This is a genomic window from Bacillus sp. FSL K6-1000 (genome assembly GCF_038630785.1).
Taxonomy (GTDB): Bacteria; Bacillota; Bacilli; order Bacillales; family Bacillaceae; genus Bacillus; species Bacillus safensis.
In genome coordinates, this window is sequence record NZ_CP152042.1 from 563,057 (window position 1) to 581,315 (window position 18,259).

At 39.5% G+C, this 18,259-nt stretch carries 17 protein-coding genes; 10 read left to right on the plus strand and 7 right to left on the minus strand.

The window, feature by feature from the left end; translation table 11 throughout:
* Positions 1-74: 74 nt before the first annotated feature.
* On the minus strand, positions 75-1,124 hold the full coding sequence (locus MHI46_RS02755) for an NAD(P)-dependent alcohol dehydrogenase (protein ID WP_039176742.1): 1,050 nt from the start codon (positions 1,122-1,124) through the stop codon (positions 75-77).
* Positions 1,125-1,332: 208 nt separating this feature from the next.
* Between MHI46_RS02755 and MHI46_RS02760 the strand changes: the two genes are divergently transcribed.
* The gene (locus MHI46_RS02760) at positions 1,333-1,734 is read left to right on the plus strand and encodes a MerR family transcriptional regulator (RefSeq protein WP_059376080.1); all 402 of its coding nucleotides are present in this window, start codon (positions 1,333-1,335) and stop codon (positions 1,732-1,734) included.
* A gap of 43 nt (positions 1,735-1,777) precedes the next feature.
* On the opposite strand, the gene MHI46_RS02765 is transcribed toward MHI46_RS02760, so the two are convergent.
* The gene (locus MHI46_RS02765; protein WP_039176748.1) at positions 1,778-2,506 is read right to left on the minus strand and encodes a glycoside hydrolase family 16 protein; all 729 of its coding nucleotides are present in this window, start codon (positions 2,504-2,506) and stop codon (positions 1,778-1,780) included.
* Between the two features lie 259 nt (positions 2,507-2,765).
* On the opposite strand from MHI46_RS02765, the gene MHI46_RS02770 reads away from it, so the two are divergent.
* Entirely contained in the window at positions 2,766-3,338 is a 573-nt protein-coding gene (locus MHI46_RS02770; RefSeq protein ID WP_212044613.1) for a TetR/AcrR family transcriptional regulator, read from the plus strand.
* Positions 3,339-3,417: 79 nt separating this feature from the next.
* Positions 3,418-4,857, plus strand: a complete 1,440-nt coding sequence (locus MHI46_RS02775; RefSeq protein ID WP_058837394.1) for a DHA2 family efflux MFS transporter permease subunit — start codon at positions 3,418-3,420, stop codon at positions 4,855-4,857.
* A gap of 139 nt (positions 4,858-4,996) precedes the next feature.
* Here MHI46_RS02775 and MHI46_RS02780 read toward each other — a convergent pair whose 3' ends face one another.
* The 3 genes from MHI46_RS02780 to MHI46_RS02790 all read right to left on the minus strand — a co-directional run bounded on the left by MHI46_RS02780 (position 4,997) and on the right by MHI46_RS02790 (position 8,844).
* Positions 4,997-6,304 (minus strand): aspartate aminotransferase family protein, encoded by a 1,308-nt coding sequence (locus MHI46_RS02780; protein WP_106025667.1) that lies wholly within the window; start codon positions 6,302-6,304, stop codon positions 4,997-4,999.
* A 251-nt stretch (positions 6,305-6,555) separates the two neighbouring features.
* Complete coding sequence (locus tag MHI46_RS02785) at positions 6,556-7,689, minus strand: aminotransferase (RefSeq protein ID WP_106025666.1); 1,134 nt, start codon at positions 7,687-7,689, stop codon at positions 6,556-6,558.
* A 99-nt stretch (positions 7,690-7,788) separates the two neighbouring features.
* Positions 7,789-8,844, minus strand: a complete 1,056-nt coding sequence (locus MHI46_RS02790) for an ornithine cyclodeaminase family protein (RefSeq protein ID WP_106025665.1) — start codon at positions 8,842-8,844, stop codon at positions 7,789-7,791.
* Between the two features lie 394 nt (positions 8,845-9,238).
* On the opposite strand from MHI46_RS02790, the gene MHI46_RS02795 reads away from it, so the two are divergent.
* The 5 genes from MHI46_RS02795 to MHI46_RS02815 all read left to right on the plus strand — a co-directional run bounded on the left by MHI46_RS02795 (position 9,239) and on the right by MHI46_RS02815 (position 14,622).
* Positions 9,239-10,120 (plus strand): LysR family transcriptional regulator, encoded by an 882-nt coding sequence (locus MHI46_RS02795; RefSeq protein WP_106025664.1) that lies wholly within the window; start codon positions 9,239-9,241, stop codon positions 10,118-10,120.
* Positions 10,121-10,405: 285 nt separating this feature from the next.
* Positions 10,406-11,299 carry an alpha/beta hydrolase gene (locus tag MHI46_RS02800; RefSeq protein ID WP_260775351.1) on the plus strand — a complete coding sequence of 298 codons (894 nt, stop codon included), beginning with the start codon at positions 10,406-10,408 and terminating at the stop codon, positions 11,297-11,299.
* A 140-nt stretch (positions 11,300-11,439) separates the two neighbouring features.
* Entirely contained in the window at positions 11,440-11,817 is a 378-nt protein-coding gene (locus MHI46_RS02805; RefSeq protein WP_058837436.1) for an MmcQ/YjbR family DNA-binding protein, read from the plus strand.
* Between the two features lie 112 nt (positions 11,818-11,929).
* Positions 11,930-12,691: an SDR family NAD(P)-dependent oxidoreductase gene (locus MHI46_RS02810; protein ID WP_064498158.1), complete on the plus strand. Its 762-nt coding sequence runs from the start codon at positions 11,930-11,932 to the stop codon at positions 12,689-12,691.
* Between the two features lie 782 nt (positions 12,692-13,473).
* On the plus strand, positions 13,474-14,622 hold the full coding sequence (locus tag MHI46_RS02815; RefSeq protein ID WP_058837402.1) for a type II asparaginase: 1,149 nt from the start codon (positions 13,474-13,476) through the stop codon (positions 14,620-14,622).
* A gap of 35 nt (positions 14,623-14,657) precedes the next feature.
* Here MHI46_RS02815 and MHI46_RS02820 read toward each other — a convergent pair whose 3' ends face one another.
* Positions 14,658-15,551, minus strand: a complete 894-nt coding sequence (locus tag MHI46_RS02820; RefSeq protein WP_342503082.1) for an alpha/beta hydrolase — start codon at positions 15,549-15,551, stop codon at positions 14,658-14,660.
* A 56-nt stretch (positions 15,552-15,607) separates the two neighbouring features.
* Complete coding sequence (locus MHI46_RS02825; protein ID WP_039176776.1) at positions 15,608-16,060, minus strand: helix-turn-helix domain-containing protein; 453 nt, start codon at positions 16,058-16,060, stop codon at positions 15,608-15,610.
* 309 nt (positions 16,061-16,369) lie between these two features.
* Between MHI46_RS02825 and MHI46_RS02830 the strand changes: the two genes are divergently transcribed.
* Both MHI46_RS02830 and MHI46_RS02835 read left to right on the plus strand, forming a co-directional pair.
* Entirely contained in the window at positions 16,370-16,975 is a 606-nt protein-coding gene (locus MHI46_RS02830) for a TetR/AcrR family transcriptional regulator (protein ID WP_144464147.1), read from the plus strand.
* A gap of 31 nt (positions 16,976-17,006) precedes the next feature.
* Complete coding sequence (locus tag MHI46_RS02835) at positions 17,007-18,209, plus strand: MFS transporter (RefSeq protein ID WP_058837406.1); 1,203 nt, start codon at positions 17,007-17,009, stop codon at positions 18,207-18,209.
* Positions 18,210-18,259: the final 50 nt, after the last annotated feature.

Genomic DNA, 18,259 nt, shown 5'->3' on the forward strand with positions numbered 1-18,259 from the left:
TTTGATCAAAAATCATAGAATTCTCATCGGTCAGCCATAAAGCAACCAAACATCGTCATTTCAAAGAATCTCAATCACAACGTAGCAATATCAATCACAAACCGGTAACGCACATCACTTTTCAGCACCCGCTCATACGCTTCATCAACTTGATTCGCGTTAATCACCTCAATTTGTGGTGCGATGTTGTGAGCAGCTGCGAAATCGAGCATTTCTTGTGTTTCTTGGATGCCGCCAACGAGTGAACCAGCAATGCTGCGACGGCCGGAAATTAATGAAAAGACGTGGAATTGATCCGGCTTAGGCGGTGCACCGACGTTTACCAAGGTTCCATCTACACGGAGTAAGGACAGATAGGCATCCACATTAATGTTGGCAGAGACCGTATTGAGAATGAGGTCATACTGACCGGCTAGTGTCTGAAACGTTTCAGGATCACTTGTAGCAAAATAGTCTTTTGCGCCAAATGATAGTGCTTCTTCTTTTTTATTCAAAGAGCGGCTTAAAACCGTTACTTCAGCACCAAGTGCGCGTGCGAATTGAATGGCAACATGGCCGAGTCCGCCCATTCCGACGATAGCAACCTTTTTGCCAGGGCCTGCCTTCCAGTGCTTTAATGGAGAATAAGTTGTAATGCCAGCACAGAGAAGAGGGCTTGCGGCATCAAGAGGCAGTTGTTCAGGAATGCTGACGACAAATCGTTCAGTCACGACAATTTTTTGACTGTAGCCGCCATAAGTCGGTTCCCCGTCATAGTCACGGCTGTTATACGTTTGGACGACTCCTTTTGTGCAATACTGCTCGTCTCCATTTTGACAATATTCACAGGTGCCGCAGGAATCCACAAAGCAGCCAACACCTACACGGTCACCGATCTGAAACTTCGTCACATCATCCCCTACAGCTGCAACGACCCCAGTAATCTCATGACCAGGAACCATTGGGAAAATACCGCCGCCCCATTCATCAAAAGCGCTGTGGATATCTGAATGACAGATCCCGCTAAATTGAATATCAATTAAAATATCATGTGGACGAAGTGCTCTTCGTTCAATGGTCGTCCGTTCAAAATTCGCTTTTGCGTGTGAAACACTTAAAACATTTGATTGGTGCGTCTGACACATTCTTGATCATCCTTTCAAAAATAAGATTCGATTCTTTCTTCTATACTGTACTTCTTAAAGTGAACTATAAGTCAACAGAAAACCTTCTGTAATAACGAATTCAACATTCTTGAATCAAGAATTGAGCCAAAAGCATCTTGCTTTCTTTTTTAAAATGGAGATGATGAGGAAAGGGAGATCGGAAGGTAAGAGAAAGAGGGAGGGCACAATGAAAATAGCACAAGCAGCAAAACAGCTCGATTTATCCACTGCGACACTTAGATATTACGAAAATATTGGTTTGATTAGAGAAATCAAACGTGACGATCATGGGATTCGTGATTATACAGCGGATGATCTTCAATGGATTGAATTTATCAAATGTATGAGAAATGCTGGGCTCTCGATTGATGCGCTTAGAGAATATACAGCCTTATTTTTTGAGGATGATGATCATACGTTATCTTCGCGAAAAAACATTTTGGTCAATGAACGAGAAAGACTCGTCCAAAAACAAAAGGAAATCGAAGAGACCATTAAACGATTGGATTTCAAAATAGAAAGTTATGAAGATATTATCCACAATCATGAGAAAAAACTCGCTCATCAGCTGAAAACTAGTTCAAATTAAACGAAGAAAAACCTGTGACAAGTCACAGGTTTTTTTGATAGAGTTATCTTTTTGTGTAACGCACCCAGTTATAATGTGCGTGGAGTGGTGTAACACCGTTGTAGGAACCAAGCCATTCATCGACACCTGCACCATTCCACAGGTTCATCATAATTTTCCCTGGTGTTTGAGGAATTTGTGTGGTGGCGGTATGCTTTAATTGTCCATCGACATACCATTTGATGGAGTTTGGCTGCCAGTCAAATGCATACGTGTGATAAGAGTTCGCTGCATCGAAACCAAGGTTGACGATCTTTTCATGATTTCCTACACCATTGGTATAGTAGTTAAACTGTACCTTTGTCGTATCTTTTCCTAGAAATTCAATGTCAATCTCATCCCAAGGCGTGCCATCAGTCGGTCCCGTATAAGTGAAGAAAGAAGAGACGATCCCCACATTTTTGGCGGGCTTCATGTTGACTTCATATAGCCCATAGCCGTACGTTTGAACGGAGCGGTTTTCTCCGCAGTCAAACTTGTTATAGGAGGGACTTGTGAGAGATAAACGCATTTCACCTGCTGAGGTCATCGACACATTATTTGCACGCCACGTACAGTTAAACATGTTTCCATTCGAGTATCCATCGGCTTTTTGCCATAACCCCGTATTATAGTTATTAAAAGGTTCATAAAACGATCCACCCGTTTGTGCCGAGGCACCCGCAGTAAATGTGGACAAACTCAAGACTAATCCAGTGACAACCAGCATCAACATTCGTTTCATACGGTACATATTCGCATTCTCCTCTCCTTTTATGGAAGCGCTTTCTTTATTGATCATACATGATTCTTTCAAAAGGGAAAATCGGTCTAAATAATGATAAACTGTGTGCATCATTTAATAGAATTGAAAGAAAAAAATAATGATTGACAATGCGGACAGTTGTCCGTAAGATAATATCGGGACAATTGTCCTAAGAAAAACCTAAAGTGTTTTGATTTAACACATAGAGATGAGTGTCATGTGGATGAAGGTAAAGAAGGTGTGTATCGTGGAAAAGGATATTGGTGAGGAAATTGAAGAGATCGCATTCTCCTTGTTTCAAGAATTTGGTGTAGAAAATGTCAGCATGCATAAAATTGCGAAAACAGCTGGTGTTGGACAGGGCACTCTATACCGCCGCTACGCCAATAAAAGTGATCTATGCCTTTCTATCCTTGGGGAGAGATTTGAACAGCTGATCCCAGCTTTGCATCTTTACTTGAGCAAAATAAGTGATCAGCCGGTCCGTGAACGATTACGCTATGTTCTCGAAGAAATTCATCTGATCGTCGGTCACCATTTAGACTGGATTCGGATGCTCACAATCTCTGGGAATTTAGAGCAGACAAGTAAAGTGTATGATAGTCATTACAGTCAATCACTCAGACAAATCATTCGTGAATTGCTTGAAGAAGCGAGAGAAAAGGGAGAAGCGAATATACAGGATATAGAACTGACAACGTTATGTATGTCTTCTCCAATGACGCCTGAGCTCATGTTTTATATACATGAATCTGGCTATTCGATCGACAAAATTGCTCGATTTGCTGCAGAAAAACAGATTTTATCCGTCTTTCAATAGACATGAAAGTGGCTCATTTCTGACCACCCTGACTTCCTAAGGTTCATCTAAATTGAAAAAGAAAAGGAGCCAACTTAATATGAACAAACAGCAAGCAGCAGCTTCTGAAATTCGAACGCTGCCCATTATTATTTCTTTTATCACAGCTGGATTTATTGGTCTGTTCAGTGAAACGGCATTAAACATGGCGCTGAGAAGTTTAACGTTAGACTTTGGAATTGAAGCGACGACTGCTCAGTGGCTGACAACAGGATATTTATTAACACTTGGTATTCTCGTACCGATTTCAGGACTCATTCTTCAATGGTTTACAACAAGACAGCTTTTCATTACGTCGCTCGTCTTTTCGATCATCGGAACATTTATTGCGGCGGTTGCCCCGGTCTTTAGTATTTTAATGGTAGCACGTGTCGTGCAGGCAGTCGGTACAGCATTGCTTCTGCCATTGATGTTTAATACGATTTTGGTCATCATCCCGCCTCATAAACGAGGCCGATCAATGGGGATTATTGGTCTTGTGATTATGTTTGCACCAGCTGTCGGCCCGACAGTCTCTGGTCTTATTTTGAAATCGTTGACTTGGCATTGGATTTTCTGGATTTCACTTCCTTTATTAATGGCTGCACTTGTCTTTGGTTTTATCTTTATGCAAAATATTACAGAACCAACAAGACCGAAAATCGACATCTTATCGATTGTGCTTTCAACCATTGGTTTCGGTGGAATAGTATATGGCTTTAGCAGTGCCGGTGAAGGGGGCGGCTGGAGCAGTATGCATGTCATCGTTGCAATTGTAGTTGGTGTCATAGGGATTCTCGTGTTCTCTTTAAGACAGTTGAACATGAAAGAACCAATGCTGAACTTAAGCCCGTTTAAATATCCGATGTTTGTCATTGGTTTACTTCTGATTTTAGTGTGTATGATGGTAATGCTGTCTGCTATGATGATTTTGCCATTGTATCTGCAAACGTCCTTGGCGCTTTCTACATTTACAGCAGGTTTAATGCTGTTGCCAGGTGGAATTATCAACGGACTGCTCTCTCCAATCATGGGTGGTCTATTTGATAAGTTTGGTCCAAAATGGCTTGTCATTCCAGGTCTTGTCATTGTCGCAGCGACGATGTTTGGCTTTACGAATCTAAGTGTCAATACGTCAATTGGTTTCATTGTAACCCTTCATATTACCTTAATGATCGGAATCGCAATGATCATGATGCCTGCTCAAACCAATGGATTAAATCAGCTTCCGCCAGAGCTATATCCGCATGGTACAGCGATTATGAATACTTTGCAGCAAGTGTCAGGAGCCATTGGTACTGCGATCGGTATCTCGATCCTTTCATCAGGAGCTCGCAGCTTTATGGAAAATGTATCTGATCCCGCAAATCCGGTGAATCAGCTGCTCGCCTTTACAAATGGTGTCCAGCATGCATTTATCTTTGCCGTGATCATGACCGTCATTGGATTGATTATTGCTTTCTTCATTAAACGAGTGAAGGTAGAACAGCAAGTATCATAAGAGAAATGAAAAGCACTGAGGACATAGCGTCGCAGTGCTTTTTTTCAATAAATTAGTCTTTCATCAAATAATGATATCATTAAATATGAAAAAAAGAGTCGTACATAGAATAGCGGTGAATACTCGAAACGGCTTCTACTTAAAATTCTTTCTCAAATTGGTGCAATGCCTTTTCTAATTTTGAAAGCCCATCGTCAATCTGTTCTTTTGTGACGGTCAGAGGAGGGATCATTCTAATCACTTCTCCTTCGTTACCGCATAAGTAAAAGAGAACTCCCTGCTCAAGGGAATAATCTAAAATCTTCATGACGGCGCTTCCATCGGGTTTTTTTGTTTTTGGGTTTATCATTTCAATTCCAATCATTAAGCCTACCGAGCGTATCTCTCCAATGACCGGGTGATTTTTTTTCATTTGTTTTAGTTTTTCAGCAGCATATTGACCAACCACTTTTGCATTATCTAGTAATCTTTCTTCTTTCATTATTTCAAGAGTGGTCAACGCTACCGAACAGGCAATTGGATTTCCACCGAACGTTGTTCCATGACTTCCAGCAGGCCATTTGCTCATCAGTTCTTTTGAAGCTACTGTGGCACTTAAAGGTAGACCAGAAGCTATTCCTTTAGCGATAGCCATAATGTCTGGGGTGACTTCAAATGTCTGAGCAGCAAACCACTCTCCTGTGCGTCCAAAGCCAGTTTGTACTTCATCAAAAATAAGCAGTATACCATGCTGATCGCATATTTCGCGGATCTTTTTCAGCCACCCTTTAGGAGGGATGATGTAGCCGCCTTCTCCCAATACAGGTTCTAATATGACGCAGGCTACTTCTTCAGGTGTCACTTGGTGTTTAAATAATTCTTCAAAATGTTTTTCTAATTCGTTAATGCAGAAAGTTTCTGGGTCTTTACCTTCGGGGCATGCCTGCATATTAGCGTAAGGCAGATGATAAGTCAGGTGAGACGGATTTATATATTTTCTATATTTACTTTTTGATGTTGATACGCTTAAAGCACCTAAAGAACGGCCATGAAAGCACCCCGTAAAAGAAATAGCATAAGGTCTCTTTGTTGCATATTTAGCCAATTTTAAAGCTCCCTCAATTGCTTCAGCGCCACTATTGGCAAAGAAAAAACAATTTAAATCTCCTGGCAGAATTTCACCTAGAGATTTGGCCAGCTTTAAAATGGATTCATACATAATGACTCCCGAAGGGCCATGAGTTAAATGATCTGCTGCATCCTTGATACTTTGTACGATTTTAGGATGGCGATGTCCTGTATTAGCTACTGCAATTCCGGAAGTAAAATCTAAATAGGCTTTCCCATCCAGCCCGTAGTAATAACAACCTTCTTCTTTTACCACAGGTAAGTTTGGATGATCTTTGGCCATGCTAGGTGCTAAATAATCACTCATGTTCTCAACTAAGGAACTCCAGTTGTTGCTCATAAAATCTCCCCCCTTAAGCTTTTTACACCTCTACCTTTCCTCTGTTGCAGGTGTAGAATAACACGAAAATAATTAACTGAAAATTTTAACTTATTTATGGTAACTATTGAAATTAATGATGTGAGATAATCTGACAAGATGAGATTTTTAAATATCTTTTAACTTTACAAAAAAAACCGAACTAACCATTATTGGCAGTTCGGTTTTTTGTACGATCAGATATTCCAAATATTTATCTTAATGGTTTTTAATCAGCTATTTACTTTAAGGGTACGCAAATATTCAGAGAATTTCTCAAGACCTGCTTTTAATACATCTGTTGAACATGCGTAACCGATACGAACGTAACCTTCCATATCAAAGCAAGAACCTGGCGTTAAGAATGTGCCATTCGTTTTAAATAGGTCAACGCAAAATTCTTCTGATGAAATAGGGTAATCGTATTTCAGCATAGATGTTGTGCCTGCACGTGGTTTTACGTAGGAGATTGAAGGTTCGTTTTGAACCCACTCATCTAAAATAGCCAGATTATCTTTGATAATTTTGCGGCTTCTCCCTAGGACTTTGTCGTAGTTTTTAAGAGCATGAACGGCTAACATATCGTCAAGCACACCACAGCTGATTGTTGTGTAATCACGGTGTTTTATGCATTCAGCGATCACATCACTTGGACCTGCAATCCAGCCAAGGCGCAAGCCGGCTAATGAAAATACTTTTGACATACTTGATGTACTGATTCCTTTTTCATATAAATCAGCAACAGATGGCACAACAAGGTTATCTTCCTGTAATAGGTTTCTGTATACTTCGTCGCACAGCAAGTAAGCATCACTTGAGCGTGCAATTTCTACAATTTCTTCAAGCATTTCTCTCTCAATAATAGCACCTGAAGGATTATTCGGATTGTTGATAATAATCAATTTTGTTTTTTCGTTAATCAGAGACTTTAATTCGTTTAGATCCGGCAGGAAGTTATTTTCTGGTCTCAATGGCAGCAGATCTACATTCGCGCCAAATGAAGCAGGCACATCATATAACTGCTGGTATGTTGGGTGTACAGCAATTACATGATCTCCTGGCTCAATAAGAGAATAGAGCACTAAGAAGTTTGCACCAATTGCTCCATTCATGACAAGTACATTATCAGCTTCAACTGTCTCATACAGGCCAGATACTAAGCTTTTAAACTCTGGAGATCCTTCAATATGTCCGTATGTTAATTTTTTCTTTCCGACTTCATTGAAAAAATCCGCCGGATTTGTGCCGTCGATTCCAATCAACTCATTTACAGTGAAAGATTCAACACATGTTTCCGCGATATTATAAACGGCCTCTTGCTCGTATAAATTCATCCAATGTTCTACAGCAAATGTTTTTATATTCATCCTATTAACTCCTCTGTAAGTATTATTTATTTTTTGATACGTAGTCTTTTGGTAAAGAATACTTTCTAAAATCTGCTTATTTAAAAGGCTAGCGATCAGTTACAGCTTTGTCGACATCCCAATTTGTTTTTCTTCTGCCTGTTCTAGAACATAGCTCGCTGTCAATAGATCTTGAAGAGAGATGCCTGTACTGTCGAAAACAGTGATATCTTCTGGAGAAATGCGTCCTGGTGCTTGATTTGTAATCACTCCTCCAATTTCCGAAATGATGCTATCTTTTGCGATGATGCCTTTTTTGAATGCAGTTTCAAATTCTCCTACCGTAACAGACTGTTCATGGTCATCAACGAATATGCGAGCATCAGTTAAAATATTTTCATCAATTTCCTGTTTTCCTGCCATGTCTGCACCCACACATGAAAAATGAGTACCTGGCATTACCCATTCTTTTAGAATAATTGGTTGGCGTGCTGGAGTAGCTGTAATAATAATATCTGCATTTCTCGTAGCTGTTTCAATATCATTAACCGGCGTATACTCAATCTCTATCTTTTGAAGCATTTCTTCATAAACTTCCGGGTTTTGTTCTTTAGTTTGAGCTAACAGCTCTTTTAACTTGCCTTTGATGTCTGCACAAAACTGACCAGCTCGGTCAAATGAATGAGCATTATACACTCGAACTCTTTTGATATGGTTCATTGTCATTAAAACAGCTAAGATTTGATAAGCTGCAACATGACCTGATCCTACCATAAGCAATTCTTCTGAATCTTTTCTTGCTAAATATTTAGCTCCAATTCCACCAGCTGCTCCGGTGCGCATCATGGTCATATACTCACCGCTCAAGATACCGATTGGAAGGCCTGTACGGCTGTCAAGAACTAAGACAGTACCAACAACAGCAGGAAGGCCTTTAGAAGGGTTGTCCCCGAACCAGGAAACAAGTTTTAAACCGAAAATGCCTGCTCCTGACAATTCTCCTGATTTAATATCCATGTCCGCTTTACCAGGTTCGAACTCGTGAAACACCATTGGGAATAAAGAAGCTTCTTTATTTTCTTTTAAGACGTAAGCTTTTTCTACGATATCGATTACATTTTTCATATCAAGAATAGCTTTGATATCTTCATGATTTAATATTTTAAATGGATACATAATATTCTCCCTTTCCCTTACTTCGTTCTGCTCTTTATCAAATCTATCACAGGATGAAAAAAGCTAAAAATTAATTAATTTAATAGTATGCATTAGAAAACTTTAGCGATATATCATAACCTTAAGAGTAAGGAGATGATTTGGTTTTTTATTGGTATATTAAATCAGGCGATTCAATAGTTACCAATAAAAAATGAATGATTCGTATCAAACTTTTAGATTCTCCCGTTAAAATTTTTGATATAATGATTTGATTGCTATTCGCTTCAGATCATCTTGTCTATGGGGTTATATGGTTAACCTTATATCCTATGAGAAAGATGATTACTTTATATACTTTTGGTTAGGAGCTTTTGTAGGCTATAAAAAATATAGATAGTGAGATGAAGGTTAAATGGAACTCAGAAATCTAAAAACTTTTCAAGTAGTAGCCAATGAATTGAATATGACCAAAGCTGCAAAGATCTTAAAATATACTCAACCCACTATTACTTTGCAAATTCAAGTATTAGAAAGGGAACTAAACCATTCTCTATTCACCCGTATTGGAAAAAAAACGTTTTTGACGCCTGCTGGAAAAAAATTAAAGCAGCATACAGATAGATTATTTGAATTAATGGAATATATGGAAAGAGACATGGAAGAGTTAAATGGTCCTTCCGGAAGTCTAACTATTACAGCTTCAGAATATTATTGTACGAATCACCTTTCCCTACTGCTTAGTTCTTATACAAAATTGCATAAACAAGTTAAGCTGCGCCTCATGCCAGCAAACAGCCTTATAGCTGTCGATAAAATTTTAAATAATGAAGCAGATATTGGGATTGTTGCAGGGGAAGTTGATTCCTCAGAATTAGAAAAGTTTGTTTTAGAAAGGGAAAAGGCGGTGTTGGTTGTCTCCGCCGATCTTACCAAAAATCGCTCTAAAGAAGAGGTTATAGAATCCTTTCCGTTTCTCGCTTATCATGAACATTGCGGTTTTAGCTCAATTACAGAGCAGTGTTTTTCTGAAATTAACACCCGTCCATCTTCTATCATTGAATGCGGGGGAAGTGATGAAACGATTAGGCGGGCAGTTTTAAATAAAACCGGAATCGCCTTGCTTGGTGAAAATATGATTAAAGAGGAATTAGCAGAGGGTATTCTTATCCCTTTGCATTATTGTGAAAAACCAATTGAAACATCTGTCGTATATTTAAAAAGTCGTTCAGAAGGACCAACCATTCAATCTTTCTGTGAATTGCTCAAAGAAACTTGGTTTGCAGTTACAGATTGATATTTTTATAGGTTTTCTGCGTAATATAAAAACGAGTTTTCCCGTTTTACATTGAACATGGAAAACTCGTTTTCTTCTTTTTTCATTCTCTTAGTATCGTGTGTTAAATTCAGTGTGTTACTTAGCTTTATTGATTAGTTTTAGCTAATAAACGTATACCTTCTTCAATGTCTTCTCTTTTTTATTTTGATTAATCCAGTAAGGTGCCGCTGATTCAGTAGAAGGAAAAGAGGAAAAAGGAACGAATGAGTTAAGAAGAAATGAATAAGATAGGAGTCTGAGATCATGAACTTAGAAGAACAAATCAAAATCGCTGCTTCATTACGCCAGCCATCTGAAGGTTCATTAGCAAGTCAATCGGAACTAAAGCCAGTAAATCCTCCTGATGTGAACAAAATGGAATATGACATTCCAACAAGTGCTGGCGAAACAAAGGTGTGGGTGTTTAAGCCAGTGAACACATCAAAGCAGCCACTTCCTGTTTTTGTGAATTTACATGGTGGCGGATTTATCATGGGCAGTGCTGAAATGGATAATCCATGGTGTCCAGTCATTGCAGACCGGGCGCAATGTATCGTGGTCAATGTCGAGTATCAGCTTGCTCCTGAGCACCCTTTCCCAGCGGCTCTTCATGAATGCTACGATGTACTGAAGTGGCTGTATGAACACCCTGACGAGCTTCAAATCGATCGGAATGCATTAGCCGTTGGCGGACATAGTGCAGGAGGAAATTTGGCAACGGCTGCTTGTCTATTGAATATTCAAAAAGGAAATACACTCCCAATTGTTTATCAGGTGCTTGATTATCCGCCGCTTGATCTAGCCACTGATCCAGCACAAAAGCCAGCGTTTGATGAAGCGATTCCAGTTGAATTGGCGAGACTCTTTAATTCCTTCTATCTGCAAGGCCAAGATCCGCGCAATCCGCTCGTTTCTCCGGTTTTTGCAGATCGTTCATCCTTGGCACAAATGCCTCCAGCTCTCGTCATCACAGCAGAGAAGGATTCGCTGGCTGAAGAAGCTGAGCAATATGCTGCCAAGTTAAAAGAAGCTGGGATAGACGTCACGTATAAACAATTTAAAGGAGTTCCACACGGCTTCACGCACGCCGGAGATTTAGCCATAGCTGAAGAAGCTTGGCATTTGATGGGGGATCAGCTAAAGAAGGCGTTTGAATAAAAAAAGCAGTGTGATTCAAAAGCACAGGAGACAAAGGGCCTGTGCTTTTCTTATTGTTTCTGAAAAAAAGCGTCAGATATCTTTCCTCATTGTCGATATAATAGAAAAAATAGATGATTTCTAAAAAAGGAGCTAATGAAATGAAAAAAGAACAGCTGCAGGCATTTTGTCTTTCCTTAAAAGGAACAACCCATGATTATCAACCTGAGTGGCAGGCAGATCGTTATCATATTGGCGGAAAGATGTTTGCTATGATGGGGGGAGATGCGAATCGAAAGCCTGTCATCACATTAAAATGTGATCCTCTTCGTGCTGAAGAACTAAGAGAGATGCATGAAGGAATTATCCCTGGCTACTATATGAATAAGACTCATTGGAATTCCATTTACCTTGATGCAGACATTCCATCCTCATTTGTAGAGGAGTTAATCGAACATTCCTATCAATTGGTTTTTCAAAAATTAACAAAAAAATCTCAGCATGACATCCTCCAAAATGATTCAAAAGGAAGTAACTGAGGAGCTGTATCTAAGTTGACATGATGCCCTTTGACTCTCTTCAAAATTGACTTGAGCGAAACGCTGTCGTTATAATTTAACCAGTTAGAAGACGCGAATAGGGGGATATAAAATGGGCTATACAGTCATTACAGGAGCAAGCTCAGGTATTGGATATGAGGCGGCTCTCGCCTTTGCAGCACGAGGGAAAAATCTTATATTAGCTGCACGCCGGCTCAATAAACTCCAAGAATTGAAGAAAAAGATTCATGATCAATATCCCGATATCACAGTAGTCATACAGTCAGTTGATTTAACAAACATAGAGCAAGTGTATTCATTTTATGAATCATTGTCAGATTATGAACTGGATACGTTCATTAATAATGCAGGGTTTGGTCATTTTGGTTCTATAGGAGAACAAGATTTAAGTAAAATTGGGGATATGCTTCATCTGAATATAGAAGCATTAACGATTCTATCCACCTTATTTGTTCGTGATTATGAGCAAGTAGAGGGAGCTCAGCTCATTAACATTTCTTCACGAGCAGGCTATACAGTCGTTGGCAATGCCGTCACCTATTCAGCAACGAAGTTTTACGTGAGCGCCTTTACAGAAGGACTGGCCCTAGAATTGAAAGAAAAAGGTGCCAAATTAAAGGCAAAAGTTTTAGCGCCATCCGCGACAGAATCAGAATTTGCAAAGCGCTCATTGGATGTAGACGAATTTGAATATGAAGGCAATTTCAAGAAATATCATACATCAAAAGAAATGGCTGCTTGTATGCTTGAGCTTTATGACAGTGAAAAAACAGTCGGTATTGTGGACGGAAAGACATTCGAATTTGAATTGAAAGATCTAATCTTTTCACACGCAGGTTCAATGAAGAAATAACGATTCCCATCACTGAGGTAGATATCCTCAGTGATTTTTTTTGGCATGATTGACTGTGTGGTCAAGGATAGGAGGTATGTAACAAGATATATACCCTTCGTCTCTATATAGAACAGGAGCTTGTACGTCCTGCGCATTATGTGGTTTTTTCATACATTCTTTGATAAAACAAAGAATCACAGGTCCAGTAGATAAGACTGCTCATGATGATGATGGGTAAAGACGCCGGGCTCCCAATACCATCAACGAAAAAAAGCATGACAACCAATGCAATCAGTAAATAAGCAGCTAAATAAAGAGGGTGAAAAGCCTTTGGCTGTAAAGAAAACAATAACTGCAAAGGAACCGCAAAGACGAAATAATAAACAAAAAAGATAGGAATATAAAATATCAAAAACGCAGGCTCAGCTTGAATAAGTGGAAATAAGCATACAAACAAGCCGAGTAAAGTAGAGCTGATGAATAGTGTGATAAGGATTTTGTGAAAGGGTAGAAGTGAATGCAAAATGTATACTCCTTTTTTGTAAAATTTACTATATTTTATCATAAATTCAGTGTCAAGCATCGGTTATTTTTTAAATACGCAACCGTCAATACTCAATTTAATTACAGCAAATTTAGGTATTAAGAATTGAAGAAACTCTTAATATAATGCCCTTTTTACCTTTATTTGGTTCTATATCTTTAGCCTCATGCCGATGAATGAAGGTATGGTATAAAGTAAAGCCTATAGAAAGAGATTTAGCCATGAAATCCATCAAATGAGGAAAAGAGATGATCCAATGAACATGACAAAATGGTTAGGTGCTGTCCTTCTTTCTGTTTTATTACTAGTGACAGCAGCTTGTGCGAACACAGGCACTCAAGAGAATAGTCAAAGCGAAAAAGAAAACGTATCCAGTGAAACAAAAGAGAAAAACAATGCGGTTGAAACAGGGAATAAGTCCTTATCAAATATTAAGGTATTAGCCACAGGCGGGACGATTGCTGGCAGTTCAGACAGTGATACAGATACGACGGGCTATAAATCTGGTGCACTTGGCATCGATAAAGTCATTGCTTCAGTTCCACAGCTGAAGGATATTGCAAATGTCACTGGTGAGCAGGTTGCGAATGTTGGAAGTGAAAATGTTGATGACGCTCTTCTTTTAAAATTAGCCAAACGAGTCAATGAGCTATTAAAAGATGATCAAGTGGATGGCATTGTCATCACGCATGGAACAGATACACTTGAAGAAACAGCTTACTTTTTAAATCTGGTGGTCAAAAGTGATAAGCCTGTTGTGGTTGTTGGCTCAATGAGACCAGCATCGGCTATCAGTGCAGATGGCCCGCTTAACTTGTATCAGGCGGTGAAAATTGCATCCACCAAAGAAGCGAAGGGCAAAGGGGTCATGGTCACATTAAATGATCGAATTGCATCAGCTCGTTTTGTTACGAAAACAAACACAACCACAACTGATGCCTTCAAGTCACTTGAGCAAGGATACATCGGAGTAGTTACTGGTGAAGTGGTGTCCTTTTATAACGAACCGACAAGAAAACATACGACTGAAAGCGATTTTGATGTATCGAAGATAAAAGAATTGCCACAAGTTGATATTTTATACGGCTATCAAAATGATCAAAAATACATGTATGATGCTGCAGTAAAAGCAGGAGCAAAAGGGATTGTTGTAGCCGCAGCAGGAAATGGAACGATGTCAACAGAAGCCATCAAAGGAGCAACAGATGCAGTGAAAAAAGATGTGGTTCTCGTGCGATCAAGCCGTACGGGTAATGGAATTGTCACCCATGAAAAAACGGATGATGAACATCACTTTGTGTCGTCTGATTCATTAAACCCGCAAAAAGCACGTATTCTGCTCATGCTGGCACTGACGAAGACAAAGGATCCAGATAAAGTGCAGAGGTATTATGAACAATATTAATGAAGAAAAAGACCCGAGTCATATTGGGTCTTTTTTTATGCATGTTTCTGATGTTCAGCACGCTCCTTTAGAGAGAGTAAAATATCTCGCCAAATATCGTCTACATCAGTAAGAAAGTGCCCTGCTTGATTTATATAATGGGATTTGACGTTTGGAATCGCCCGAGCTATTTTTTCTATTTCTACAAATGGAGCCATCTTATCTTCTTTTCCATGCCAGACATCAACAGGGATTTGAATATCTTTCATATCGAAGGCCCATGGCTTCGAAAGTAAAATGGGTTCACGAATACATTCATCCACCGATTGACGAGTCGCTTCGTGTAAATGTGTCATCATCATTTCTAACTGCTCATCGGTTTGAAGGAATTGCCGATCCCACGGATGTAAATGCTTGTTCCCGTTTTTGGCCAGCTTCTTAAATTTCTCTGGTTTGTTCTCAATCATTTTTTTCTGGGAACGATAGCTTGCTTTCAATAGCCAAGGAAACCTCTTACTAAGGAAAAAGGCTAATTTATTTTCTTTCAGCATGCTTTTCGGCGGTTTTCCGCCCTGAAAAGGGCTTGTACTTGAGATCAGAGCGGCTGAAAGGACGCGATCCGGCAATTGATAGGCACAACCAGCAGCGAATGCACCGCCTCCAGATACACCCATCACTGAAAAATGTTGAATGCCAAGATCATCTGCCACTTCCTGCACGTCTTTTGCCCAGTCTAAAATTGTGCGATCAGGTAGAGGGGTGGATAAACCAAATCCAGGTCGATCCAAACAGATGAGACGAATGCCGAGCTTTTGAGAGATTGGATCATCATCTAAAAACATCACTCTTGATCCAGGTGTTCCATGAAAAAAGAAAATTGGAAACCCCTCAAGATCACCGTATTGAGTCAAACCGATGTGCCGGCCATCTTGTAAATGAATGCTTCTCATATTTTCAGCCCCTTAATAGTTTAGTTAACTTAAATGTTAGGGAGAGAAACACCGTATTAAGGCGCTTCTTTCGCAATCTGATAGATTTTTTCGTATAGAGATAGTAATGTTTTTAAATCTTCTTTTGGAAGCTTTGCATAATATTTTTGAATTAGATGCAATTGAATGTCTTCTGTATTCTTGTGATAGTCATGGCCCTTTTGAGCACAATCAACAATGATTTCTCTTCGGTTATGCGGATTAATTTCTCGTGTGACATAGCCGAGCTGCTCAAGCCTTGATACAAGCTGGCTAGCTGCGCTGGCAGAAATCGAAAAGTAATCAGCTAATTCATTGATTGTTCTCGTTTTCGTACGCAGCAACTCAAGCGTCAGCTCTTGTTTGGCTGATAAATCTGCATACTCATGTTTTAAAAATCGCTGATACTCTTCTACATAAATTGAGCCTAGAGCATTCGAGTATTCAATGATTTTTTTACTGTAATGAATAATTTCCTCATCCAATGACATCACCTCTATTCTATTATAGGCAATCTTTATATTTAAGTGAAGTTAAATATAAAGGGAAATTAAATGAATGATGAACACGTAGTAGGTCAAGGCAGTCATGAAAAGGCCGCAGAAGAAAGATGCGTATAAGTCCTTTTTAGTGATAACGCAGATGACTGTTTTGTTTGTTTTCACATGAATTACGCCTTATGAATCGATGCCTTTTTCATTGTATTATGAGGAAAATCCATTTATAATGAAAAAATAAACCAACTGGTCGGTTTTATTTTTTTACATTAAGAAATGTAGGGTAGAAAGGGATTGTGACACATGACAAGTACACAAAGCGGGGCTGGAAAGAGTGAGAAGACGAAGCAAAAAATCGTCACCGCTTCTCGTGATTTATTCGCGAAAAAAGGTTATTCAGAAACATCCGTACGCGATATTTTAGAGGCTGCTGAGGTGAGTAAAGGCAATCTCTATCATCATTTCAAAGGAAAAGAGTTTTTGTTTCTTCATATTATGGAAGAGGATCATCGTTTGATGTTGGAAACGTGGCATGAGGAAAAGAAAACACTGAACCGAGCTATTGATAAGCTTGCCGGATTTGCAGAGCTGCTCAGTCAAATAGGGATTAACTACCCATTAATGAGAGCAAGTGAGGAATTTTGTGCCAGCGCCTTTACATCAGACGAAGTCATGGAACGGCTGAACAAGATTGATGTCGATTTTGATGATGTGATGAGAGATATCTTACTTGAGGGAAATGAAGATGGCAGCTGGTCGATCCAGCATGTGGAGTCAAAAGTGAAAATATTACTTTCCGTTTTTTATGGATTAGACGTGTTATATAAAAATGACACCATTGAGCAGAAGAAAGAGTTACAAAAAGAGGCGATCTCATTGTTTATTCACGGAATCAACCATCATGAGTAACAAGTGAGTCAGTAAAGGGGAAACAAACATCATGCAAAAACCGATTCGTGAGCAAAAAGCTGTACTCGTTATTCTATTAAGTAATATATTTATTGCGTTTTTAGGCATTGGTCTCATTATTCCTGTCATGCCGCTATTCATGAATGTGATGCATCTAACAGGGAGTACGATGGGATATCTTGTGGCGGCATTTGCCGTTGCTCAGCTCATCGCATCACCGATTGCAGGGAGATGGGTAGACCGCTACGGAAGAAAGATTATGATTGTGTCTGGGCTGTTCCTCTTCGCGTTATCAGAACTCGTTTTTGGTCTTGGAACACACGTGTACGTTCTTTATGTTGCAAGGCTTCTAGGCGGAATTAGTGCGGCATTTATCATGCCTGCTGTCACTGCGTATGTCGCAGATATTACGACCGTTCAGGAAAGATCAAAGGCGATGGGCTATGTTTCTGCGGCCATTAGTACTGGTTTTATCATTGGCCCGGGAATTGGCGGGTTTATTGCAGAATACGGCGTACGCCTGCCATTCTTCTTTGCAGCAGGGATTGCGTTTATTGCCGTCATTTCGTCTATGTTTATGCTGAAGGAGCCTTTAACAAAAGAAGAGCGAGAGAAGCAAATGAATGAAGTGAAAGAATCGACTTTCTTTAAAGATTTGAAAAAATCGATTCATCCAAGCTACCTCATCGCCTTTATCATTGTATTTGTCCTCGCATTTGGATTATCTGCATATGAAACAGTCTTTAGCTTGTTCACAAATCATAAGTTTGGATTTGGTCCAAAAGATATTGCCGTGATCATTACCGTCAGCTCGATTGTGGCAGTCATCATCCAAGTACTTGTGTTTGGTAAACTGGTAAATACCCTAGGAGAAAAAAGAGTCATTCAGCTATGTCTGATTATCGGGGCTGTCCTTGCTTTCGTTTCAACCGTTGTGTCAGGCTTTTTGGTTGTCTTAATTGTCACATGTGTCATTTTCCTTGCGTTTGATTTATTGCGTCCGGCATTAACGACCTTCTTATCTAAAATCGCTGGCAACCAGCAAGGATTTGTCGCAGGAATGAACTCTACCTACACAAGCCTAGGTACGATTTTCGGGCCGGCACTTGGCGGCATTTTATTCGACCAAAATATTCACTTCCCATTTCTATTCGCAGGTGTTGTCTTATTTCTTGGATTAGGCTTAACCCTGATTTGGAAGGGAAAAGTGACAGAAGAGGCAGCGGCAGAATAATGTCATGCAGAAGTAAGAGACCTTTTAACTAAGGTCTCTTTTTTAAAATT